This window comes from uncultured Corynebacterium sp. (assembly GCF_946998835.1).
Taxonomy (GTDB): domain Bacteria; phylum Actinomycetota; class Actinomycetes; order Mycobacteriales; family Mycobacteriaceae; genus Corynebacterium.
In genome coordinates this window covers 69,990-93,598 of the sequence record NZ_CAMQAZ010000001.1, presented here as the reverse complement: position 1 = coordinate 93,598, position 23,609 = coordinate 69,990, and the positions used below count along the sequence as shown (strand labels likewise).

Annotated in this window: 22 protein-coding genes; 18 read left to right on the top strand and 4 right to left on the bottom strand. The window is 60.2% G+C overall.

Annotated elements, in window-relative coordinates; translation table 11 throughout:
- Positions 1 to 2: 2 nt before the first annotated feature.
- Complete coding sequence (locus Q0U90_RS00390; RefSeq protein WP_297450010.1) at positions 3 to 1,076, bottom strand: alpha/beta fold hydrolase; 1,074 nt, start codon at positions 1,074 to 1,076, stop codon at positions 3 to 5.
- A gap of 24 nt (positions 1,077 to 1,100) precedes the next feature.
- Between Q0U90_RS00390 and Q0U90_RS00385 the strand changes: the two genes are divergently transcribed.
- The 11 genes from Q0U90_RS00385 (at position 1,101) to groL (ending at position 12,656) form a co-directional block, all read left to right on the top strand.
- Positions 1,101 to 2,768 (top strand): bifunctional ADP-dependent NAD(P)H-hydrate dehydratase/NAD(P)H-hydrate epimerase, encoded by a 1,668-nt coding sequence (locus Q0U90_RS00385; RefSeq protein WP_297450008.1) that lies wholly within the window; start codon positions 1,101 to 1,103, stop codon positions 2,766 to 2,768.
- Entirely contained in the window at positions 2,765 to 4,360 is a 1,596-nt protein-coding gene (gene alr, locus Q0U90_RS00380) for an alanine racemase (RefSeq protein ID WP_297450006.1), read from the top strand. The genes Q0U90_RS00385 and alr overlap by 4 nt, the downstream gene beginning before the upstream one ends.
- Before the next feature lie 30 nt (positions 4,361 to 4,390).
- Entirely contained in the window at positions 4,391 to 5,050 is a 660-nt protein-coding gene (gene tsaB / locus Q0U90_RS00375) for a tRNA (adenosine(37)-N6)-threonylcarbamoyltransferase complex dimerization subunit type 1 TsaB (protein ID WP_297450004.1), read from the top strand.
- On the top strand, positions 5,047 to 5,535 hold the full coding sequence (gene rimI / locus Q0U90_RS00370) for a ribosomal protein S18-alanine N-acetyltransferase (protein ID WP_297450002.1): 489 nt from the start codon (positions 5,047 to 5,049) through the stop codon (positions 5,533 to 5,535). The genes tsaB and rimI overlap by 4 nt, the downstream gene beginning before the upstream one ends.
- Positions 5,536 to 5,573: 38 nt before the next feature.
- On the top strand, positions 5,574 to 7,310 hold the full coding sequence (locus tag Q0U90_RS00365; RefSeq protein ID WP_297450000.1) for a pyruvate dehydrogenase: 1,737 nt from the start codon (positions 5,574 to 5,576) through the stop codon (positions 7,308 to 7,310).
- A gap of 60 nt (positions 7,311 to 7,370) precedes the next feature.
- The gene (locus Q0U90_RS00360) at positions 7,371 to 7,799 is read left to right on the top strand and encodes a hypothetical protein (RefSeq protein WP_297449997.1); all 429 of its coding nucleotides are present in this window, start codon (positions 7,371 to 7,373) and stop codon (positions 7,797 to 7,799) included.
- A 58-nt stretch (positions 7,800 to 7,857) separates the two neighbouring features.
- Positions 7,858 to 8,943 (top strand): tRNA (adenosine(37)-N6)-threonylcarbamoyltransferase complex transferase subunit TsaD, encoded by a 1,086-nt coding sequence (tsaD, locus tag Q0U90_RS00355; protein ID WP_297450149.1) that lies wholly within the window; start codon positions 7,858 to 7,860, stop codon positions 8,941 to 8,943.
- The gene (locus Q0U90_RS00350) at positions 8,940 to 9,590 is read left to right on the top strand and encodes a hypothetical protein (RefSeq protein ID WP_297449995.1); all 651 of its coding nucleotides are present in this window, start codon (positions 8,940 to 8,942) and stop codon (positions 9,588 to 9,590) included. The genes tsaD and Q0U90_RS00350 overlap by 4 nt, the downstream gene beginning before the upstream one ends.
- Before the next feature lie 74 nt (positions 9,591 to 9,664).
- Entirely contained in the window at positions 9,665 to 10,576 is a 912-nt protein-coding gene (locus Q0U90_RS00345; RefSeq protein WP_297449993.1) for a hypothetical protein, read from the top strand.
- 156 nt (positions 10,577 to 10,732) lie between these two features.
- On the top strand, positions 10,733 to 11,032 hold the full coding sequence (groES, locus tag Q0U90_RS00340) for a co-chaperone GroES (protein ID WP_005510054.1): 300 nt from the start codon (positions 10,733 to 10,735) through the stop codon (positions 11,030 to 11,032).
- A gap of 19 nt (positions 11,033 to 11,051) precedes the next feature.
- Positions 11,052 to 12,656, top strand: coding sequence for a chaperonin GroEL (groL, locus tag Q0U90_RS00335; RefSeq protein ID WP_297449981.1), 1,605 nt, complete (start codon positions 11,052 to 11,054; stop codon positions 12,654 to 12,656).
- A gap of 89 nt (positions 12,657 to 12,745) precedes the next feature.
- Here groL and Q0U90_RS00330 read toward each other — a convergent pair whose 3' ends face one another.
- Both Q0U90_RS00330 and Q0U90_RS00325 read right to left on the bottom strand, forming a co-directional pair.
- A complete protein-coding gene (locus Q0U90_RS00330) occupies positions 12,746 to 13,069 on the bottom strand; it encodes a WhiB family transcriptional regulator (RefSeq protein WP_297450147.1) in 324 nt (107 codons plus the stop codon).
- A gap of 137 nt (positions 13,070 to 13,206) precedes the next feature.
- The gene (locus Q0U90_RS00325; protein WP_070851194.1) at positions 13,207 to 13,599 is read right to left on the bottom strand and encodes a DUF5319 domain-containing protein; all 393 of its coding nucleotides are present in this window, start codon (positions 13,597 to 13,599) and stop codon (positions 13,207 to 13,209) included.
- 208 nt (positions 13,600 to 13,807) lie between these two features.
- Between Q0U90_RS00325 and guaB the strand changes: the two genes are divergently transcribed.
- The 4 genes from guaB to guaA all read left to right on the top strand — a co-directional run bounded on the left by guaB (position 13,808) and on the right by guaA (position 19,992).
- A complete protein-coding gene (gene guaB, locus Q0U90_RS00320) occupies positions 13,808 to 15,337 on the top strand; it encodes an IMP dehydrogenase (protein ID WP_297449974.1) in 1,530 nt (509 codons plus the stop codon).
- 50 nt (positions 15,338 to 15,387) lie between these two features.
- Positions 15,388 to 16,536 (top strand): GuaB3 family IMP dehydrogenase-related protein, encoded by a 1,149-nt coding sequence (locus Q0U90_RS00315; protein ID WP_297449971.1) that lies wholly within the window; start codon positions 15,388 to 15,390, stop codon positions 16,534 to 16,536.
- A 119-nt stretch (positions 16,537 to 16,655) separates the two neighbouring features.
- The gene (locus tag Q0U90_RS00310; RefSeq protein ID WP_297449970.1) at positions 16,656 to 18,404 is read left to right on the top strand and encodes a GMC family oxidoreductase; all 1,749 of its coding nucleotides are present in this window, start codon (positions 16,656 to 16,658) and stop codon (positions 18,402 to 18,404) included.
- Between the two features lie 13 nt (positions 18,405 to 18,417).
- A complete protein-coding gene (gene guaA / locus Q0U90_RS00305) occupies positions 18,418 to 19,992 on the top strand; it encodes a glutamine-hydrolyzing GMP synthase (protein WP_297449968.1) in 1,575 nt (524 codons plus the stop codon).
- Between the two features lie 4 nt (positions 19,993 to 19,996).
- Here guaA and Q0U90_RS00300 read toward each other — a convergent pair whose 3' ends face one another.
- A complete protein-coding gene (locus tag Q0U90_RS00300; protein ID WP_297449965.1) occupies positions 19,997 to 20,719 on the bottom strand; it encodes a hypothetical protein in 723 nt (240 codons plus the stop codon).
- 65 nt (positions 20,720 to 20,784) lie between these two features.
- Between Q0U90_RS00300 and Q0U90_RS00295 the strand changes: the two genes are divergently transcribed.
- From Q0U90_RS00295 to Q0U90_RS00285, 3 genes are all read left to right on the top strand, one after another.
- Positions 20,785 to 21,090, top strand: coding sequence for an antibiotic biosynthesis monooxygenase (locus Q0U90_RS00295; protein WP_297449963.1), 306 nt, complete (start codon positions 20,785 to 20,787; stop codon positions 21,088 to 21,090).
- Positions 21,091 to 21,275: 185 nt separating this feature from the next.
- Positions 21,276 to 21,971 (top strand): hypothetical protein, encoded by a 696-nt coding sequence (locus tag Q0U90_RS00290; RefSeq protein WP_297449961.1) that lies wholly within the window; start codon positions 21,276 to 21,278, stop codon positions 21,969 to 21,971.
- Positions 21,971 to 23,593, top strand: coding sequence for a DNA polymerase Y family protein (locus tag Q0U90_RS00285; protein WP_297449959.1), 1,623 nt, complete (start codon positions 21,971 to 21,973; stop codon positions 23,591 to 23,593). The genes Q0U90_RS00290 and Q0U90_RS00285 overlap by 1 nt, the downstream gene beginning before the upstream one ends.
- The last annotated feature ends 16 nt before the right edge of the window (positions 23,594 to 23,609 follow it).

Genomic DNA, 23,609 nt, shown 5'->3' with positions numbered 1-23,609 from the left:
GATTAGGTTCGTCCCCTCCACAGTCCCCTCCGCCCATCCCTTCTCGGCAGAGCGCCGTACATGGGTAGAACTCGCTGTCGTGCATGGTGCGCCGCGTCCCTCTCCTCAGCGTCACCCTTCCCAGCGTCATCCAGCTCGTCCAAGAATTCGTGGATGAGTTCGAGCGTATTGGGGGAGTACAGCAGTGCGAGGTGGTCGGACCAGTCGCCACCACCAGAGGCGTTGTTGACGTTGGTAATGCGGTGGCCGTCCTGTTCGGGTAAAAACGCGCCGGTCCATGGGCGGACAACGGTGTCGAAAGGAGTACCGATGTTCAGGTAGTGCGGGCCACGCCGGGTAATGCCACGCGCTGCGCGGTTGAGAGTCGCAAAGTAGTCAGAGTCCAAAAGCTGTTGCACGCAGGCCCGGCCGACTAGGCGGTCAACGAGTTTGTCTACTGGTAGGCCATATCGCTGCAGGGTATTGAGTGCCCGACGCATACCCCACGCGGTCGTGCCGCGATGGTTTCCCGCAAGTGAGATAACTGCTCGCACGGGGTTGTTGTCGGCGGCGAACTGCTCGGCTTCTTCTTCGGTGAGGCCGCGGTTGAGGGCGTCGTCGTAAAGCGAATCGATGACCGCGTTGGCGTAACTGCGACAGTGCAGCCCGCCCTGAGAATGACCGATGAGGTCGATGCGGGGAAGGGAGAGTTGGGCTCGGAAGCGGTCGAGAAGGTCGGTGACTTCGGCGAGCGCGTCGTGCAAATCGGTGGTGGCATTGATGCTGCGCAGACGGCTGACCAGTGCGGCGGGGTCGGTGCCGTACTCAAGTGAAAATACTGGACGATTCTCAGCGAGGAACGGCCCCAGCATGGCGAAGGTGTTGAACGAGTTCATCCAGGTGCCGTGAACCAGCACGATTGGTGTACGGTCCTCGTATCTGTCCAGGTTAGGCGTGATTTTGCCGTCGAGGACTTCGCGGACGTCCTGTACGCCGTGGGGGAGCCACTCGGGATGACGCAGCGAACGCAGATACGCCTGTGGAAACGCGCGCAGTCGGGGGCCGAAAACTCGCGTGCTCGGGGAGTAGTCATCCATAGGGGCCAATCGTAGGCTGGAGATATGACGAACTGCTACACAGTCGCCGAAATTCGCGCCGCGGAACAGCCATATTTGGATGCGCAAACGCGTGACGACGAACTCATGCGCCACGCCGCCGCTGTGTCGGAGGTCGCGGAACGGATGCTCGCAGAGGCGAACCCAGAGCCCGGTCGCGGTCGTGTGCTGCTGTTGGTGGGGTCGGGAGGCAATGGTGGTGATGCGCTCTATGCGGGGCGGGGCTTGTCCTCGGGTGGGCACGGTGTGGATGCGGTGCTGCTGGGCTCGAAGCCCCATGAACGGGCACTGAAAGCGTTTGAGCTCGCAGGTGGGCGGGTGTTGCCGCTGGGGCGTGACCGGGAGACGGATTTATCGAAGATTCTGTGGTCGATAAGTGAAGACTACGCACTGATTATCGACGGAATTGTGGGGCTCGGTGGTCATGGTGCACTGCGCGAAGAGGCTGCGTGGCTGGTGCGCGAGGCAAACATAGGTGAGGTGCCTATTCTCTCGGTCGACGTGCCGAGTGGTGTGGAAGCCGATACCGGACGCACTTTTGATCCGCCCTCCCAGACCATCAATCCCGACCTCGACCTGGAAGAGGGCCAGGATCCGTACCTGCCATCCCACGTCGAGGCCACGACAACGGTGACCTTCGGCGGACTGCGCTACGCGCATGCGCTGTCAGAAGCCTGTGGTGAGGTCGAATTATACGAAATTGCGCTCGATGCCTTCTCCCTCGAACTTCCGGGCCTGGGGCAGACGCTCTATGAAAACGGTCACTACAATGCCGTCCACCACCAGACTCCGACCGTAGAGTTTTACGAAGCCCTAGGCGGGAGCTTTCCGGCACCTTTTGGCGCGAAGACTCAGCTCGAACCCGGTGCTAATGACCACAAGTACTCCACCGGAGTTACAGGTATCGCCGCCGGTAGTGAGGCGTATCCGGGCGCTGGTCAGCTGTGTGCCTCCGCTGCCGTGCACGCGACGAGCCCCGCGGTCATCTATGTCGGCGACGCGGCCGCACGTAATCGCATCACCGCGGCCTTGCCGACGGTCATTGCGCAGTCGGACTCGGTGGATCGCAAAGACGTGCGCGTCGATGACTGGGTCGTCGGCCCTGGTCGTGGCACTGATGAGCATGCCGCCGAGGAACTGCGTGACATACTGGCCACCGACAAACCAGTGGTCATTGATGCTGACGCACTGACGCTGCTCTCTGAGCATGAGGACATCCGACAGCTCGTCCGTGAGCGCGGCCAGGAGCGCAACCTGCGCACTGTTCTCACGCCACACGCCGGCGAATTTGAGCGTCTTACCGGGCACGAGGTCACTAACGCCATCGCAGATGCCCGTGAACTTGCCGAGCAGTTCTTCTGCGAAGTGTTGCTCAAGGGACGTCGCACCGTGATTGCCAATCCGAAAACGCAGCGCACAGTCGTGGTGGACGCGGGCAGCTCCTGGGCCGCGACCCCGGGTTCCGGCGATGTGCTGTCCGGACTCCTCGGCGCCTGGGTAGCGCGTGGCGAAGCTCTCTATCTACCAGTAATTATTCACGCTCGCGCCGCATTTTTAGCCGCGCAGACAGACTTCGGGCCAGCCCCCTGCAGTGCCCAGGACATCGCTGAATCCATCCGAGATGCCACCGCATGGTTCACCAATGAAGGCAGCAGTGGCAAAATACGGCTATGACTTCCTCGGCACCAGCCATCCTCACCCACACCGTTAATCTCGACGCAATCGCCCACAATGTGAAGACCGTCAAGGCCATCGCGGGGGTGTCGGAATTCATGGCCGTCGTCAAGGCGGACGGCTACTCGCAGGGCGCGCTTCAGACCGCGCAGGCCGCGCTGGCCGGCGGGGCAACGCAGCTCGGCGTCGCAACAATCGACGAGGCGCTCTCCCTCCGCGCCACGCTTGACGACGAGGCCCCCATCCTCGCATGGATCTGGGACGCGGCAGCCACCTCGTTGGTACAGCGCGCTCTGGCCGCAGATATTGACCTCGGTCTGCCATCGATGGCTCATGTGCTGGCTGTGGCCAATGCCGGGCGGGCGCTGTCGGTGACACCACGGGTGACGGTGATGGTCGATACGGGCTTGGGTCGCTCGGGATTCTCCATGGCCAATGGGGACTTTGACAATGCGGTCGACCAGCTGGTGGAGCTACACAAGACCGGTGCGCTGAACATCACCGGTGCCTTCACGCACTTTGCGTGCGCGGATGAGCCGGGCAACGGAAGCGTCGATAAGCAGGCGCAGAACTTCCGTGCTGCGATTGCGGCACTGCGCAAGGAGGGGCTGGACGAGATGATTAACCATGCGGCGAATTCGCCGGCATCGTTGTCGCGTCCTGACCTGGCCTTTGACATGGTGCGCCCAGGCCTGGCTATTTATGGTGGCGAGCCAATTGAGGGGGCCACCCATGGATTGCGCCCCGCGATGAGGTGGGAAGCCTCGGTCATCTTGGTGAAGAAGCTGCCGGCGGGACAGTCGGTGTCCTATGGCCAGACGTGGACAGCTGACCGTGACACCACCATTGGCATCGTGCCCTGCGGCTACGCCGACGGGATGATGCGATCGGCATCCGGGAATTTCAAGGTCAGCATCAACGGCACGCGTTATCCGCAGGTGGGGCGCGTGTGCATGGATCAGTTCGTCGTCGACCTTGGGCTCGACACCGATGTTGAGGCCGGTGACACTGCGGTCATCGTCGGCGATCCCGCGCTGGGAGAGCCCGGACTCGACGATCTGGCGGAGGCAGCCGGCACCATCAACTACGAAATCCTCACTAGCCCGAAGGGGCGCAGTGAGAGAAAGTGGGTGCGCAGCCGTCTCGCGCCGACCGCAGAGGATATGCGTGACCTCGGCGAGGAAATCGGTCGCGAGTTAGTCGCCGGGGATTTGGTGATTCTCGATGGCCCACTCGGTGCGGGCAAGACCACCCTCACGCAGGGCATTGCCAGCGGTATGGATGTGCGCGGTCGTGTGACTTCGCCGACTTTCACCATCGCCCGCGAGCACCGCCCGCTCGGAAAAGACGGCGTCACCCTCATCCACGTCGATGCCTATCGACTCTTTGGGGAAGAGGGCCCCGGCTCCGCCGGCGATGCCTTCGACGCGTTGGACTCGCTCGATCTGGATACCGACCTTGAAGACAGCGTTGTGGTCGCCGAATGGGGCATGGGGCTCGCCGAGGTGCTCTCCGAGCGCTATCTGCAGGTCAGCATCGATCGTTCGCGTGACGACGATACCCGCGTCGTCACCTGGAAGTGGAGCAAGTAGGCTCCAGTCGGTTCAAGTAGGTTACTGAATATGAACATTTTGGCCATTGATACATCGACTCCACAGGTCACTGCGGGCATTGTCCGCGACTGCGAAACCGTGGCCGAGCAGCTGCACCTGGATGCCCGCGCACACAACGAGGTGCTGGTGCCGCTGATTCAGCAGTGCCTCGCCGACAGCGGGATGGCCGCAACCGAGCTGGACGCAGTGGTCGTTGGCTGTGGGCCGGGGCCATTTACCGGTCTGCGTGTCGGCATGGCCACCGCCTCCTCCTTCGCCGATGCCCTGGGAATTCCCTGCTACGGCATCTGCAGCTTGGATGCGCTCGCTAGTGGCGCGGGTAGAGCCCGTGATGAACTGGTCGTCACCGATGCCCGCCGACGCGAGGTGTATTTCGCGGCCTACCGCGATGGTCAGCGGATTTTCGGACCGGCAGTGGCCAAACCAGCCGATGTAATGAAGCTGCTCAAGGAAGAACTCGCGGCAGAAGTCGCCGACTTTGCGCCGACGCACGCCCGCGGCAGCGTGAGCCACATCGAGCAAATTATGGGGCTGGAGGCCACCGCCGAACAGGTTTATCCCACTCCGAAAGCCATGGTTGAGGTAGTCGACTTTGACTCCGCGCCGGGCCCACTAGTACCGCTGTATCTGCGCCGTCCGGATGCTGTTGTCCCGAAGGCTATGAGATGAGCGTCGTCAAGCTAGTGCGTCTCGGACCTGCTGCGGCGACGGCGTGTGCGGCGATTGAGGCGGAGCTGTTTGCCGGGGACGACCCCTGGCCGGAATCGGCGTTTCTAGCGGAGCTGGCTGCGCCGAACAATTTCTACGTCGGGCTGGTCACGGAGTCAGATCAGCCGGACGGGAGCGAGGAGCTCTGCGGTTATGCGGGGATCACCAAGTTGGGACCTGCGGGAGCCGCCGAGTACGAGATTCACACGATTGGCGTGGGGAGCCAGTGGCAGCGTCAGGGTTTTGGCGCGCAGCTCATGGATGCGCTGATGGCGGCTGTGGCGGAGGACCCGGGACCGGTGTTCTTGGAAGTGCGCACGGATAACGAACCGGCGATTGCCATGTATGGGCGTTATGGCTTCGAGAATATGGGGCTGCGGAAGAACTACTATCCGGGTTCGGGTGCGGATGCGTACACGATGTGTCGGCCTGCGTCCGCCGGCTAAATGTTGACGTAGCGACTATTCTGCGTTAGACCGGGCACATGGCTAAAACCTTTGCAAAGCAGCTCGTAGAAACTCTAGAGAATCAAGGTGTCAAGCGAATCTTCGGACTCGTCGGAGATAGCTTGAACCCCATTGTCGACGCGGTGCGTGAGTCCTCCATTGAGTGGGTGCACGTCCGCAACGAGGAGGCTGCGGCCTTCGCTGCCGGTGCCGAGTCCCTGGTCACCGGCGAATTAGCAGTGTGTGCGGCCTCTTGCGGTCCGGGTAACACCCACCTCATTCAGGGCCTCTATGATTCCCACCGCAACGGCGCAAAGGTGCTGGCGCTGGCATCGCACATTCCCTCCCGCCAGATTGGCTCGAACTTCTTCCAGGAGACCCATCCGGAGTTTATCTTCAACGAATGCTCCGGTTACTGCGAGATGGTGAACTCTGCGGAGCAGGGAAGCGTCGTTTTGCATCACGCCATTCAGTCGACCATGACTGGCCACGGCGTTTCCGTGCTGGTGCTGCCGGGAGACATCACTACGCACGAGGTGGAAAATGACGAGTTCGTCACTTCCACCATCAGCGGCGGTCGCCCAGTTGTCTTCCCCGATACCGGTCAGGCCGCCGCGCTTGCCGACGCAATCAACGAGGCTAAAACTGTCACGCTCTTCTGTGGCGCAGGTGTGAAGGATGCCCGCGAGCAGGTGCTGAAGCTCGCGGAGAAGATCAAGTCGCCGGTGGGGCATGCGCTCGGCGGCAAGATGTACATCCAGTACGACAACCCGTACGACGTCGGCATGTCCGGCCTGCTGGGCTACGGCGCCTGCCACGACGCCTCCAACGATGCCGACCTGCTGATTCTGCTCGGCACCGACTTCCCCTACAACGACTTCCTGCCGACTAAGAATGTCGCCCAGGTCGATATCGATGGCCGTGCCATCGGTCGTCGCACCACAGTGAAGTACCCAGTTGTCGGCGATGTGGCCGCCACGATTGAAACCATCCTGCCGTACGTGGAAGAAAAGACCGACCGCTCCTTCTTGGACAAGCAGCTGCGGAATCACGAGCGTCTGCTCAGCCAGGTCATCGAGGCATACACCCACGACGTTGAGAACATGCGACCGATTCACCCGGAGTATGTGGCCGACTTGATTGACAAGTACGCCGATGATGACACCGTCTTCACCGTCGATACCGGTATGGGCAATGTCTGGGCTGCCCGCTACGTCACCCCGAACGGCAAGCGCGAGCAGATTGGATCGTTCCGTCACGGCACTATGGCCAATGCGTTGCCGCAGGCCATCGGCGTGCAAGCTGCCGATCGGGATCGCCAGGTCATTACCTTCAACGGGGACGGTGGCCTGTCGATGCTGCTCGGTGAACTCATTACCGTGCAGCAGGAGCAGCTGCCCATCAAGATGTTTGTGTTTAACAACTCTTCGCTTGGCATGGTCAAGTTGGAGATGCTGGTTCAGGGGTTGCCTGAGCATCAGACCGACCACGGCGCAGTTGACTACGCCGGAGTCGCGGAGTCGCTGGGTATCAAGGCGATCCGCATTGAGGATCCCGCCGATGCGCCCCGTCTGATTCAAGAGGCGCTGGCCTACGACGGCCCGGTGCTGGTTGACATGGTCACCGATCCGAACGCTCTGTCCATTCCGGCAAACATCACCTGGGAGATGCTGATGGGATTCTCCAAGGCAGCTACTCGCACGGTCTTCGGTGGTGGCGTCGGCCAGATGATCAACATGGCTCGGTCGAACCTGCGTAACATCCCGCGGCCATAGCGGGGCGGGGGTAGTGCTCTCGAGATGCGGGAGCGGGCGCGGTGCGGTACCTCTGATTTCATGATTAAAGGTTTTCTGGTGAACCCTGACCTGACGCACCGCATCGTCGAATTCGAGCTGGATGCCGCCGCGGCCTTCCTTGGCGGAGTGTCCTCCGACCGAGTTTCCGTGGTGTTCCAGGAAGATGGTACGGATTACGCGGCTCTCTACAATCCGACGGCCAAGGCGGAGGGGGCGGAGCCGAACCCGGTCGCGTCCCTCGGCCGCAATGAGGCAGCCACGGGTAACTCCGCTTTCTTCACCGACCCGACCACCGCTATCTGTGGAACGGTTGTCTTCGTCGATGCCGAGGGCGAGGACATTGGGGACGAGGAAATCGAACGCATCAAGCACGGCATGCGTGCCGTTCGTCACTACCGCGATGACTACCCGGAGGAATACGCCCTCTGGCGTGCCGCTGTGAGGAACCTCGGTCGCCTCGAGATTTAAGCTCGGTTGCCGGTAAGCGCCCCGATGCCGCGCTAGTACCATTACTGCTATGACCGAGTTGACCCTGCTGGCAATCGAGAGTTCCTGCGATGAGACTGGCGCCGCAGTGATGCGCGTGCGCTACGACGACACTGGCACAGGCGCCGGCACCCCTGCCATTCCCGAGGTGGAAGTGCTTGCCGACGTCGTCGCATCCTCCATGGAACAGCACGCCCGTTTCGGCGGCGTGGTTCCCGAGATTGCCTCCCGCGCTCACTTGGAGGCCTTGCAGCCAGTAGTTTCCGAGGCTCGTGCGCAAGCAGCTGCCAAGCTCGGTGTCGACGCTTTTATCCCCGATGCCGTCGCCGCTACCGTGGGGCCTGGGCTGGCCGGTGCGCTGCTTGTTGGTTCGGCAGGTGCGAAGGCCTATGCCGCCGCCTGGGGCGTGCCTTTCTACGGCATCAACCACCTGGGCGGTCACGTTGCTGTCGGAGCCCTCGATGGTGCGGATTTGTCCAACGCTGTGGCTCTGCTAGTTTCCGGCGGTCACACGCAGCTGCTGCGCGTACAGGGGGTCGGTCGCCCGATGCAGGAGCTCGGGTCGACGCTTGACGACGCAGCCGGAGAAGCCTACGACAAGGTTTCGAGGTTGCTTGGATTGGGATACCCGGGCGGGCCGATTATCGATAAATTAGCCAAGCGGGGAAACCGCAAGGCCATCGCTTTTCCACGCGCCATGATGCGTCAACAGGATGCGCGCCACGACTTCTCCTTCTCCGGCCTCAAGACCGCCGTGGCCCGCTACGTGGAGGCAGCGGAGAAGGAAGGACGTGAGTACTCCGTCGAGGATGTTTGCGCTTCCTTCCAAGAAGCGGTCTGCGATGTGTTGACGAAGAAGGCCGTTCGAGCAGCTCAGGATGCGGGCGCCACCACTTTGCTGCTCGGTGGTGGGGTAGCGGCGAATTCGAGGCTGCGTGAACTCGCAGCGGCGCGGGCCACTTCAGCGGGAATCACTCTGCATGTGCCACCGATTAAGCTGTGCACTGACAATGGCGTCATGATTGGCGCAGCTGCCGCCTACTTAATTGCGGCGGGAGCCAAGCCTTCTGGTTACGCCTGCCCGACCGACCCATCCATGCCAGTGGAAGAGCCTGTAGTGCAATGAGCGGTAATTATGATCAGTGGGAGCTGAAACCCGAGCAGCCCGCGCCAGTATCTGGCGGTAGTGGTAGCAGCACTCGTAACGGCCTGATTTGGGCACTTGTTGTAGTCGTAGCTATCGCACTGGTTGCCGTGCTCGGCTCCCTCGTGTGGGGAGTGAAAACCGAGCGGATTAGCTTGCCCTTTGGGAATCAGACGCAAGTGTCGTCGTCAAGCGTGGCGGAAACGCCTGCGGAGGAAACGGCTACGAAAACGGTTACCCAGACGCAGACTGAAGCGCAGGGTCAGCAGGAACCGGCGCAGCGAGAAAGCACTGGTCTTATTTCTTCGGTGCAGACCTCTCGCGGGACCGTTGTGCCGGCGAGCTTGGCGTGTGACGGCCACTATGTGCTGATCGTTCAGTCTGTGATGGGCGGTGACAATTCGTCGACAAGGCAGGAGCTAGCGCGTGCTCTTGAGCGGGACTCGGGCCTTCAGTACGCCACGCCGGGGCAGTGCCCGTCGCTGAGGCCTTCTTATGAAGGCAAGGACGTTTACGCTGTCTACTTCGACGCTGGTAGCGCGGCAGAAGCGTGTTCGTTGAAGAGCCAATGGGGCGGAAACGTGCGTGCAATGAAAAACGAGGCTGATTACCGCTCGGATCCGTGTTAAATTTCGTTAACCGACTTTGATTTGTTTCTCTGTCGTGGATTGCAGGACAACTAACAGAAAGCGCTTGCCCCAAAATGAGTAAAGACTACAGCGAATGGGAGCTTCGGCCTTCCGATGATCCGCAAGATCAGCCTGAGCTGTTTGCGCCGCAGGTCGAGGAGAAGCGCAGTCAGGGTCGGGGAGTGCTATGGGCATTAATTGTGCTGCTGCTCGTTGTGATTGTCGCCGTGGCGACGGTGCTGTACCTAGCTGTGAGTGGCCGAGGTGGGCAGTGGTTTGGGGCGGGTGCCAAGGACGAAGCGGCACCGAAGCGTACTGTTACTGCGACTGCGACAGAGACCGTGAAGGTGAAGTCGGCGGAGAAAACCAAGAAGGAACACTGTGCGGCATCGGCTCTCGCCAATGATCCAAGTCGACTGGTCATATACTTTTGCGATGGCCAGTGGGCTGTGACTGGGGTTGAAGGCACCGGTGGATTCGGCGCGTGGCGTTGGGACGGTTCGGGCTGGGCTGAATACGAGCGCCACGGGACACAATCGCCCAGTGACTACGCTTGCTTCGACATCGACCGGCTGAAGCGAGAAGGCGCCCCGGTTGGTTTCCAGAATGTGGTGACAGCATGCGAGGGGTCAGAGACCACGACGTCCACGAAGAAGGAAGCAACAAAGACTAGGAAAACTACGAGTACGGCTACGTCCGAACACCCAATCAGCGGGGACTGTGAGGCATCAGCGTTTCCGGATCCCCGAGGAGATCTCTCAATTACCGCGTGTGACGGACTGTGGGCAGTGGGCGGACCTGCCAACACCGGGGCCGTATTTGCGTACCAGTGGAAAGACGGGTCCTGGCAACAGGTTGAAGCAGATAGCAACTACACAACCGGTTCTGGTGGTCCGTGCTTTAGCGATGAGTTCATCGAAGAACGCGGGATGACGTCTACTGCGTTCGGCCGTCTGGCGTGTAACCCGGATAAGCGGACCGACTAGCATTAGCGCTCACTATTGTTGAGTGTTAGCACTTGCAGGGGTAGAGTGCTAACGAAGGTTGTTTGACACACAGTTGTTCACCCGCGACGACGGCTGTGCACGGCAGACCAACCGGCACAAGAACATCACATCACCGCATGTATGGAGGAATTCATCGTGGCGAACGTCAACATCAAGCCGCTGGAGGACCGCGTCCTCGTCCAGATCAACGAAGCAGAGACCACCACGGCATCTGGCCTGGTTATCCCGGACTCCGCTAAGGAGAAGCCGCAGGAGGCTACCGTTATCGCAGTTGGTCCGGGTCGCTGGGCAGATGACGATGACCGCATTCCTATGGACGTCAAGGAGGGTGACATCGTCATCTTCTCCAAGTACGGCGGCACTGAGCTGAAGTACCAGGGCGAGGAGTACCTGCTGCTGTCGCAGCGCGACATTCTGGCTGTTATCGAGAACTAAAGGGAGGACGTACCCACACATGGCGAAGCTTATTGCTTTTAACGAAGAGGCTCGCGAAGGCCTCAAGCGCGGTGTGGACACGCTTGCCGACGCAGTCAAGGTCACGCTTGGCCCGAAGGGTCGCAACGTTGTCCTGGACAAGGCCTTCGGTGGTCCGCTGGTCACCAACGATGGTGTGACCATCGCCCGCGACATCGACGTTGAGGATCCGTTCGAGAACCTCGGCGCTCAGCTGGTCAAGTCCGTTGCGGTCAAGACCAATGACGTTGCCGGTGACGGCACTACTACCGCAACGCTGCTGGCTCAGGCGCTGGTCCACGAGGGTCTGCGCAATGTTGCAGCCGGTGCAAACCCGGTTTCTCTGAACCGCGGTATCCACGCTGCATCCGACAAGGCTGTTGAACTGCTGAAGCAGCGTGCCACCCCGGTGAGCAGCTCCGCTGCTATTGCGCAGGTGGCAACCGTTTCCTCGCGTGACACTGAAATCGGTGACCTGGTCGCAGGTGCCATGGACAAGGTCGGCAAGGACGGCGTCGTCTCCGTGGAGGAGTCGCAGTCGATTGCCACCGAGCTGTCCGTGACTGAGGGCGTGTCCTTCAACAAGGGCTTCCTCTCGCCGTACTTCATCACCGACGTTGAGGCTCAGCAGGCAATTCTCGACGGTGCACAGGTGCTGCTGGTTCGCGAGAAGATTTCCTCCCTGCCAGAGTTCCTGCCAATCCTGGAGAAGATTGCCGAGTCCGGCAAGCCGACTCTAATCATGGCTGAGGATATCGAGGGCGAGGCTCTGTCCGCGCTGGTCATTAATGCTATGCGCAAGACCTTGAAGGTTGCCGCAGTGAAGGCACCGTACTTCGGTGACCGTCGTAAGGCATTCATGGATGACCTGGCAGTTGTCACTGGTGCGACCGTCGTTACGGCTGACACCGGCATGCAGCTCAAGGACGTTGGACTTGAGGTGCTGGGTAACGCACGCCGCATCACCATTACTAAGGACGAGACCGTCCTGGTTGATGGTGCTGGCACTGCTGAGGCTGTGGAAGAGCGTCGTAACCAGATTCGTGCCGAGATTGAGCGCACTGACTCTGACTGGGACCGCGAGAAGCTGGAAGAGCGTCTGGCGAAGCTCTCTGGCGGCGTGGCTGTCATTAAGGTTGGCGCTGCTACCGAGACCGAGGTCAACGAGCGCAAGCTGCGCGTCGAGGATGCCATCAACGCTGCTCGTGCAGCAGCCCAGGAAGGTGTTATCGCCGGTGGCGGTTCCGTGCTGGTGCAGATTTCCCGTGAGCTCGAGGCATTTGCCGACGAGTTCGAAGGTGACGAGGCAGTCGGTGTTCGCGCAGTTGCCAAGGCTCTGACCCGTCCGGCTTTCTGGATTGCAGAGAACGCTGGTAAGGATGGCGCAGTCGTCGTCTACCACATCGGCGAGCAGGAGAATGGCAACGGCTACAACGCTGCTACCGACACCTACGAGAATCTGATTGAGTCCGGTGTCATTGACCCGGTCAAGGTCACTCACTCCGCAGTCGTCAACGCAACCTCCGTGGCACGCATGCTGCTGACTACCGAGGCTTCCGTTGTGGACAAGCCGGAAGAGGAGCCGGAGCACGATCACGCTCACTAGAGCACGCGATATGCTCCCCGCTTTCATTCGAAGGCGGGGAGCATTTTTGGTTCTATGCGAACCGGCTGGAAGCTGAGCGAGTAGAGGAACTACTGCGCAGCGACCAGAACGCGCTCAAGTTCGCGTTCGCGTGCGGCCGGCTTAGCTCGAAGGATTTCATTTCGTTCAGACTCGCTGAGGCCGCCCCAGACACCGTATGGCTCACCAACCTTGAGAGCGTGAGTGCGGCACTGCATGAGAACTGGGCAAGAGCGACAGATGGCCTTCGCGCGGGCTTCGCGGAGGCTGCGTGCGCGTCCGCGCTCGCCTTCCGGGTGGAAGAAAGTTGCGGAGTCCTGCCCGCGGCAAGAGCCGTGCAGCTGCCAATCCCACAAATCCGCATTGGGCCCGGGCAAGTGGTCGATGTACGTCATCGGAATTGATGTCTCCTTCACTGAGCTTTCTTGAAGCAGTGAGCTCAAGTGTGGAAGCCAACAATGAACGGTTGGTAAACCCCAGGAGGCTAACCGGGATACTGTGCAAACAATTCCGTCAAACTCTTATCAAATTTTTAGAAACGGCCAGGTCGGCGCGAACGCAGACCGTCGACAAAGCCTGCGCAGTATTCCCATGGGGCGTAGCGGGTGCGGTCCGGGTCGAACTGCGGCTCGTGGACCGGGGACTCCTGGCCTGACAGAAGCATCAAGTAGTGATTTTCCAGTACATCCCAGTTATAAAAGTGCTCGTCACCGCAGTCCTCACACAGCATGCACACGCCAAGCAGTCCCTCTGGACTCAGTGCAGTACGAAATAGGCGAACGGCGGAAAGGTCTTCAAGAACTTCCCGACGTTCCTGGTCTGTCAACGGCGCGAAAGGCTCATCCGGCTCGAGGAAGCTTGCCGGGTCATTGGGATCTCCTTCGAACGGATCCCGCGGCATGGACGAGAAAAAGTCGTGGTTCACAATCCCTACCGTAACAGCTTTACAGGGCCCCTTAACCCATTGCGGACTGCTCCTCAGCTAACTCTTGGCTAACCCGTGTAGGACACCTGTTCCTCCTCCTAATTGTCGCGTTTCATCACTTAGGGACTACCCTGTATATAACGTTTGGCAACCACGAAGCGATAGCGCCCCTGGCCGGATGTCGGCAAGGGTGGAGCAGGAGGAGTCCATGACCAACCCCACGGGAATTAGCCTCGGCGGAGACAATCCCAACAAGATTCCACTAGTCGGCCTTACATTCGATGATGTCCTGCTGCTGCCGGACGCTTCGGACGTTATCCCCTCCGGTGTTGATACCTCTACGCAGCTGACTCGTGAACTGCGTCTGAATATTCCAATCGTGTCCGCCGCTATGGACACCGTCACCGAAGCTCGCATGGCCGTCGCCATGGCCCGCCAGGGTGGTATGGGCATCCTGCACCGCAACCTGTCCATTGAGGACCAGGCTCAGCAGGTTGAGATTGTGAAGCGCTCTGAGGCCGGCATGGTATCCGACCCGGTGACCTGCTCCCCGGAAGACACCATCGCTGACGTGGATGCCAAATGCGCTCGCTACCGCATCTCCGGTCTGCCGGTTGTGGACAAGGACGGCAAGCTGGTCGGTATCTGCACCAACCGCGACATGCGCTTCGAGGCAGATTTGAACCGCAAGGTCTCCGAGATCATGACCCCGATGCCGCTCGTCGTGGCCGAGCAGGGTGTGTCCGGCGATGCGGCTCTGAACTTGCTGCGTGCCCACAAGGTCGAGAAGCTGCCAATCGTCGATGGTGAAGGTCGTCTGACCGGTCTGATTACCGTTAAGGACTTCGTCAAGAAGGATCAGTACCCGAACGCTTCCAAGGATGGCTCCGGTCGTCTGCTGGTTGGTGCTGGTATTGGTACTGGTGAGGACTCCTGGAAGCGCGCACACGCACTGGCTGATGCTGGAGTTGACGTGCTTGTGGTGGACACCGCTCACGCCCACAACACGGGTGTGCTTGAGATGGTCTCCCGCGTCAAGAAGGAGTTCGGCGAGAACATCCAGATCATCGGCGGCAACCTGGCTACCCGCGGCGCTGCACAGGCAATGATTGACGCCGGCGCAGACGCCATCAAGGTCGGTATCGGCCCGGGCTCGATTTGTACCACCCGCGTTGTCGCAGGCGTCGGCGCGCCACAGATCACTGCCATCATGGAAGCTTCCGTCGCTGCTAAGAAGGCCGGCGTTCCGATTATCGCCGACGGCGGTATGCAGTTCTCCGGCGATATCGCCAAGGCTCTGGCCGCCGGCGCATCCTCCGTCATGCTCGGTTCGATGCTGGCAGGTACCGCTGAGGCTCCGGGTGAAGTTACCTTCGTCAACGGCAAGCAGTACAAGATGTACCGCGGCATGGGATCGCTGGGAGCTATGCAGGGTCGTGGCCTGACCGGCGAGAAGCGCTCCTACTCCAAGGACCGCTACTTCCAGGCTGACGTTAAGAGCGAAGAGAAGCTGGTTCCGGAAGGTATCGAGGGCCGTGTTCCGTTCCGCGGCAGCATCGACTCCATCGTGCACCAGCTGGTGGGTGGGCTGCGCGCCGCTATGGGCTACACAGGTTCTGCAACCGTCGAGCAGCTGCACGACGCACAGTTCGTCCAGATTACCGCTGCAGGTCTGCGCGAGTCGCACCCGCACGACATCCAGATGACTGTCGAAGCACCGAACTACTACCAGCGCTAGACTGACTTAGTCGAGTTACATTCCACGGAAAGGGCATGTGAGGAAAGCTCATGCGCGACATCGTTGAAATCGGTATTGGCCGCGAGGCACGCCGGACCTACGAGTTGGACGATATTGCACTCGTTCCGACTCGTCGTACCCGGTCTTCCAAGGACGTCGATACCTCCTGGCGAATTGATGCCTATGATTTCGAACTCCCGCTGATGATGCATCCGACGGATGCCATCGCCAGCCCGGAATCCGTTGCTGAATTTGCTCGACTGGGTGGCTTGGCAGTTCTCAATGCTGAGGGTATTTGGGCTCGCCATGCCGATGCGCAGGACAAGATTGCTGAGCTGGTGGAGCTGGCAAAGAAGGCCACCACCAAGCTCGATTCTGAGGCTGTGAACCGCAAGCTGCAGGAACTGCACGCTGCTCCGGTTGACCCCGATTTGTTGGTCGAGCGCATCAAGGAGATTCGCGCAACTGGTGCCATCACTGCAGTTCGTGTCTCGCCGCAGCACGCCCGTGAGCTGGCTCCGCTGGCTATCAAGGCTGGCATCGACTTGTTGGTTATCCAGGGCACGTTAATCTCTGCAGAACACGTCACCGCCCAGGGCGAGCCACTGAACCTCAAGGACTTCATCGGCAGCCTGGATGTTCCGGTTATCGTCGGCGGTGTCGTCGATTACCAGACCGCACTGCACCTGATGCGCACGGGTGCTGCTGGTGTGATTGTCGGTACGGGCTTTACGACGTCCCCGGGTGCGCTCGGCATCGACGTACCAATGGCCACCGCTATTGCCGATGCCGCAGCTGCTCGTAAGGACTACCTCGATGAGACCGAGGGCCGCTACGTCCACATCATTGCTGATGGTGGCATCGATACCGCCGGGGACATTGCTAAGGCAATCGCCTGCGGTGCGGATGCCGTGGCGCTGTCCAGCGTGCTGGCAACCGTCAACGAAGCTCCAGGACAGGGCTACGCCTGGCCATCTGTCGCGGCACACCCGAAGTACCCGCGCGGTGCGGTGTGGCAGGTCGTCGAAGATGAGAGGGAACTAGTCAGCCTGGAAGAGGCTTTGTTTGGGCCGTCCGCTTCTCCGTTTGGTGACCGCAATCTGGCCGGCGGCCTGCGCCGCGCAATGGCCAAGTGCGGATTTACCGACCTGAAGTCCTTCCATCGCGTTGAGCTGTCGGTGCGTCCGAAGGGTTTTTAGTTAAAGTAATCGGATAGTTTTTTCGTGAAACTACCTTACTGAAAAGCCACCTCCGCTTAGGGTTAGGAACATATGTTCCGCGCAATAGCGTTACGACCTTAGCGAAGGTGGCTTTTCCCATGAGTAAACGACGCGATTTCGATGTTGTAATCGTCGGTTCCGGATTCGGCGGTTCCGTTTCTGCGCTGAGGCTGACAGAAAAAGGCTACCGAGTGGCAGTTCTGGAAGCTGGTCGGAGGTTCGAAGATAAAGACTTTGCCAAGACGAGCTGGCGACTTCATAAGTACCTCTGGGCTCCGAAGCTGGGACTCTTTGGCGTCCAGCGTGTGCACATGTTGAAAGATGTCATGATTCTCGCTGGCGCTGGTGTTGGCGGTGGCTCTCTCAACTACGCAAACACGCTGTATAAGCCGGGCTCCGAATACTTCCAGCACCGTCAGTGGGCCCACATTACTGACTGGGAATCGGAACTCACCCCGCATTATGACAACGCTTCCCGCATGCTCGGGGTGGTTACCAACCCATCCAACACGCCTGCCGACGTCGTCATGCGTGAGGTAGCCGAAGATATGGGTGTGGGCGATACGTTCCGCTCTACTCCGGTGGGGGTCTTCTTCGGTGCCAAGACTGGTGGTCAGGGAACGCCGGGACAAACGGTCGCCGACCCCTACTTCGGCGGAGTTGGCCCGGACCGCACTGCATGTACGGAATGCGGTGAGTGCATGACCGGTTGCCGCCATAATGCCAAAAACACCCTGGTCAAGAACTACCTCTACCTGGCAGAGAAGTTCGGTGCGCAGGTCTTTGACCGCACTACTGTTACCGGGTTGCACCCGCAGGCGGATGGCTCCTGGGTTATCGATACTGAGCGCACTGGCCGGTGGGTAGCTAAGGGCAAGCAGCAGTTTAGCGCTCAGCGAGTCATTCTCGCCGCCGGTGCCTGGGGAACCCAGAACCTACTGCACCGCCAGCAAGCCGATGGGCACCTGCCACTGCTGCCGAAGACTTTGGGCAAGCTGACCCGAACCAACTCCGAGGCCATTTTGGGTGCGATGGGAACGAAGGTTGACCCGGACAATGATTTCTCCACTGGTGTCGCCATTACTTCGTCGTTCTTCCCAGATGAGGACACCCATATCGAGCCAGTGCGCTACGGTAAGGGCTCTAATGCCATCGCAATGCTGCAGATGATTATGACCGAAGGAGATCGTGCGACTCCGCGTTGGCTACAGGCGGTGGGGGCCGTCGTAAAGCACCCCAACTATCTGCTGCAGCTGGTGAACTTGCGAAAGTGGTCGCAGCGTACGGTGATTTCTTTGGTGATGCAGAATCGCGACAACTCGATTACGACTTACCTGCAGAAGATTGGGCCACTGCGTTTCCTGATGAGTAAGCAGGGCGAGGGCGAGCCGAATCCGACGTGGATTCCGGCCGGCAATGAGGCTACGCGGCGCGCGGCGGAGAAACTCGATGCGCGCGGTAAGAATGGCCGTGTGCTGGCTGGTGGAACCATTGGCGAGCTGGCGAATATTCCTCTGACCGCTCACTTTATCGGTGGTGCGACGATTTCGGATTCGCCGGAAAATGGGGTGGTCGATCCGTACTTGCGCGTGTGGGGCTATCCGACGCTGTCGATTCACGACGGTTCGGCAATGGCTGCCAACCCGGGTGTGAACCCATCGCTGTCGATTTCCGCGAATGCGGAACGTGCGACATCGCTGTGGCCGAATAAGGGTGACGAAGATCAGCGGCCGGCGCAGGGGGAGGCCTACGTGCGTCTGGAGCCGATTGCTCCGAACCGTCCAGCTGTGCCGGAAGATGCTCCGGCTGCACTGAACCTGGGTATGCCTGTGGTCCGGAAGTCTTGATAAGCTTTAGGGCGTGTCTGAACAGGTGACTAAGCCCGTCCTCGTCGTGGACTTCGGTGCGCAGTATGCGCAGCTCATCGCGCGACGTGTGCGCGAGGCAAAAATTTATTCCGAAGTGGTCTCGCATGATGCGACGACTGAAGAAATTAAGGCCAAGAACCCGGCCGCGCTGGTGCTGTCCGGCGGTCCGTCCAGTGCCTACGCCGAAGGCGCTCCGAAGCTCAACCCAGAGTGGCTTGAGCTGGGCATTCCGGTGTTTGGTATTTGCTACGGTTTCCAGGCTATGACTGAGGCTCTCGGCGGCACGATTGCTGCCACCGGTGACCGCGAGTACGGCCGCACACAGTTGAACGTCCTCGACGGCGGCGGTGTTGCCCACGCTGGTGTGCCGGAGTCTCATGAGGTGTGGATGAGCCACGGCGACGCGGTGTCTGAGGCGCCGGAGGGCTTCACTGTTACGGCTTCCACCAAGGGCGCCCCGGTGGCAGCTTTTGAGTGCTTGGACAAGCGCATGGCCGGTGTGCAGTACCACCCGGAGGTCAACCACTCGCCGTACGGCCAGGAGGTACTGGAGAAGTTCCTCTACGAGGTTGCTGGCCTCGAGCCGGACTGGACTGCCGCTAATATCGCGGACGAGCTCATTGAGCAGGTTCGTAACCAGGTCGGTGAGACCGGTCGCGCAATCTGTGGTCTGTCCGGTGGTGTTGACTCCGCAGTTGCTGCCGCAATCGTGCAGCGCGCTATCGGTGACCGCCTGACCTGTGTCTTCGTTGACCATGGTCTGCTGCGTCAGGGTGAACGCGAGCAGGTCGAGAAGGACTTCGTTGCCGCAACCGGCGCGAAGCTGATCACCGTCGATGACTCCAAGATTTTCCTGGATGCCCTGGCTGGCATCACTGATCCGGAGACCAAGCGCAAGACCATCGGCCGCGAGTTCATCCGCTCCTTCGAGCGCGCTGTCGCACAGGCGCTGGAGGGTGCTCCGGAGGGCGAGACCGTGGACTTCCTGGTCCAGGGCACGCTGTACCCAGATGTGGTCGAGTCCGGCGGCGGTTCCGGCACTGCCAACATTAAGAGCCACCACAACGTCGGTGGTCTGCCGGATGATGTCGAGTTCACTCTTGTGGAGCCGCTGCGTCTGCTGTTCAAGGATGAGGTCCGTGCGGTTGGCCGCGAGCTGGGTCTGCCGGAGGAAATCGTCGCTCGGCAGCCATTCCCGGGTCCGGGTCTCGGCATCCGCATCATCGGTGCTGTCGATGAGGAGCGTCTGGATACCCTCCGTCGCGCCGATGCTATCGCGCGCGAGGAGATGACGGCCGCAGGTATGGACGAGGTTGTCTGGCAGTGCCCGGTCGTCCTGCTTGCCGACGTCCGCTCGGTCGGTGTCCAGGGCGATGGTCGTACTTATGGCCACCCAATTGTGCTGCGTCCGGTTTCCTCTGAGGATGCGATGACCGCTGACTGGACTCGCGTTCCGTACGACACCCTGGAGAAGATCTCCACCCGTATCACCAACGAGGTGCCGGAGGTCAACCGAGTGGTCCTGGATGTGACTTCCAAGCCGCCGGGAACCATTGAGTGGGAGTAAGCCACTAGTTGGCAAGGGCCGTGTCTGTGAGTTGTGCAAACTCGCGGGCGCGGCCCTTTTCCGTCAGAGCCGACGTATTCTTGGTGATGGTGATGCGCTTATCAGCCACGAGCGTGTGGAGGGCTGCGCTCACGGCATCGTCGTCAAGCATTGCGAAATAGGGGAGCTGGTCGACGAAAAAGACGTAGCCATCGCGTAGACGCGCGATGAAGAGGACCGCGAGGATACGTGCCTCGGGGGAATCGGTGGGATAGGGGCAGCGCTGTGCGAAGTCATCGGGAAGCGGTGCGGCCAGCGGGAGGAATCCGAATTGCCGTGGCAGGATTGCGCAGGTAGCGGTGATGGCTGAAAGTGCGATGACTACGACAGTCGCGGCGAGGTTTGATGGGATGCGCTCGGCGACAGCAGCAATGATCCATGAGCCGGGGAAGATCAGCAGCACGCTTACGCTGGAGTTCCAAGAGATGTCGTTTGGGGACTCTCGCATTGGCTCGGCGAAATAGGAAGGCCGAGTTTCTTTGGTGGGTGTTTTTGCGTGGTGCGTGAAAACGGTGATGCCAATGAGTGCGAGTAGAAGCGCAATCAGGATCCACCAGCCAATGGCGCCGATGATATGGGCGTTAAGCAGTGCGAGCAGTGCGATGACTGCGGTGACGGCGCCAATTGGTATTCCCAGTCGCACAGGACTATTGATGAACTTTGTCGTGCGTTGGCTGCATTCAGTCATACTTCTTCACTGTAGTAGAGGGAGAACTATAGATTGTTGGGTGTCTGGTAGCTAGTGTTGTGCCCATGAGCATTGTAAAAATTAACGCTATTTCCGTTCCTGAAGGTGCGGGAGAAGAACTTGAACGCCGTTTTTCTGCTAACTCTTCGAAGATGACCGATGTTCCGGGTTTCATCGGTTTTCAGCTGCTGCGTCCAACCGCAGGGGAGAGCCGCTACTTCGTCTTTACCGAGTGGGAGAGCGAGGAGGCCTACCAGGGCTGGCGTGAGGGCCGTGCTTTCAAGGCCTCGCACGAGGGGGAGAAGCGTAAGCCGGTGTCGTCGTCGGCTGAGCTGCTCGAGTTCGATGTGGTGCTGGATGTGAAGGCGTAAATAGTACGCAATGTAGTGCTCGGCTGAGTTGTAAAGCGTCGCGCGGTGATGTGCGCGGCGCTTTTCTCCACACATTGTATTCGAACAGGTGTGCTACTTAGGGTAATGTTTAATCCGCTTGCTGAGAAAGAATATTCGAGCAGTGTTCGTGGTGGACATGGCGGTGAGATGAGGTGGAATAAGAGATGACAACGGCGGTCAACATTGCTGCTGGGCAGTCTAAGGAACAGACTATTGCGGCGCTCAGGCAAGCAATGGCTGCACAGCCTGGCGGGGCTGCAACTGGCGAAACCTTTGGGCTCGGCGAGGCGCTGCCGGTGCCGGTGGCGTTGGAAAATACATTGGCGGGAACGGTCCGGAAAGGGGCGGTCAGTGTCATTGAACAGCCCGGTGCAGTGTTGGCAGGCCTAATTGCGGAAGCTACGAAGACAGGGCATGTTGCGTTGGTGGGAGTTGCCGAGCAGGGACTACTCGCTGTTACGGAGCTGGGTGGAAAGTTGTCGAACATCATCTGCGTGCCAGATCCTGGGATGCAGCCGCTTGAGGTAATTGGGCTGCTGGCGGACGGCGTTGACCTGGTGGTGGCCTCACTGTCTTGTACTCCGGCACCGTCGCAGGCGCGTCCATTGCAGGCGCGACTGCGCACGAATGGTTGTGCTCTGGTCTTTGTGGGGCGGCAGTGGCCGGGAGCTGTGGCAACGATTTCCAGCTCTGTTACTGATGTTTCCGGTCTTGGTGCTGGTCATGGTCGGATTCGGGCAGTGGATTACCAAGTCAGTGTGTCGGGGACGCGGTTTCCGCGGCGGCAGTGCCGCTGGCGGGTAGGTGAGCAGGCAGCACAGAACAATGTGGTGGCTTTTCCCGTACGGAGGAGAGGCTAATGGCAGAGGCGGAATTGAACCGTGTGGTGGCGTTGTGGCTTCCGGATTGGCCCGTGCAGGCAGCGCATCTAGCGTCTGCGACATCGCGGGCTAATCCGCTCAGTCCAGTTGCAGTTGTGGGAGATAGCGGAGTGGCTGCTTGTTCTCCAAGTGCGCGCTGTGCCGGGGTGCGGCGCGGGCAGAGCCGTCGCCATGCGGAAGCGCTGTGTCCGGAGCTGGAAGTTGTGGAAGAAAGCGCGGTGCGTGATGCGTCAGAATTCGAGCCCGTGCTGCAACGGCTGGAAGCGGTGGCGGCAGGTGTCGAAGCACTGCGGCCAGGTTTGGCGGTCGTGGCGGCCCGAGGGGTGATTCGTTATTACGGCGGGCAGGATGCGGCTTTAGAAAAACTTCTAGACGCCGCGGCAGTTCCGGGAGTGGACTGTAGCTTGGGTCTCGCGGACGATATTGTGACGGCTATTTTGGCAGCACGTCGGGGAGTGCTGGTAGCTCCAGGTGCGGACGAGGGGAAACGGTTCCGGGCGGGAATCTCTCTGGTGGAGCTGAGGGCGGAAAGCGCGCTGGAGATGCCTGCGGAGCTTGCGAAGTCGTGGCAGGAACTGGGATTGCGCACATTGGGGGATGTTGCTGCTCTGCCGAAGCGGGATATCGCCAACAGATTCGGAACGCAGGGGGCTAGGTGGCATAATCTGGCCTGTCATGGGGAAGCGCGGTTGGTGGCGCCGCGGTCCCTGCCGACGGGACTGGCTGCGAGCTATCAGTCGTGGGAGAATCCGCTGCGAAGAGTGGATGAGGCCTCATTTGTGGCGCGTTCTCTGGCTGGACAGCTGCATGAACAGCTTTTTGACCATGGGTATTCGTGCTATCGCTTAGCCGTGGTGGCGCAATTTAGTGATGGCTCAGAGGTGCGCAGGGTGTGGCGCTGCACTGAGCCGCTGGCAGAGCAAACTACGGCTGACAGGGTTCGGTGGCAGCTCGATGGCTGGCTGAATAACAGGAATCGGCAGCGGACACAGGCGGACGATGACGATGATGGCTGCGGCATCGTAGAGCTGCAGTTAGAGCCACTGGATGTGGTTGCCGCAGGCACCGTAAAACAGGATTTATGGCATGGAAGCGATGAAGCACTGGCCAAAGCTCGCCGGGCTGCCGAGCGTGTTCAAGGTTTGCTGGGGTCAGAGGCAGTGCAGCAGCCGATTATGCAAGGTGGACGTGGCCCGGCCGAGAGAGTGGGATTTGTCGCTTTTGGGGAAAAGCCCAAAAACACAAAAACTGGTGCTGTTAATCAGCCATGGTCAGGAGCCGTTCTTACGCCTAACCCGGCAATCACTCTGGAAGCTGCAAACACCGAGGTGGAAGTACTCGACGCCAGTGGACAGTCCGTAGGGGTTACGGGGAGGGCAACCATGACCGCAGAACCTGCGCTGGTGCGATACGGAACAAAGACGTACCGAGTGTCATCGTGGGCTGGACCATGGCCAATTGATGAGCGCTGGTGGGTGCCCGACGAGGCCCGCCGGGCGGCGAGAATGCAGGTGCGTGCAGTAGCGAATGACGGCGCCGTTGCCGCTTGGTTGCTCATCGGACATGCCGGAGCGTGGAAAATCGAGGGCGCCTATGCATGAATCGACTACTGCGTGA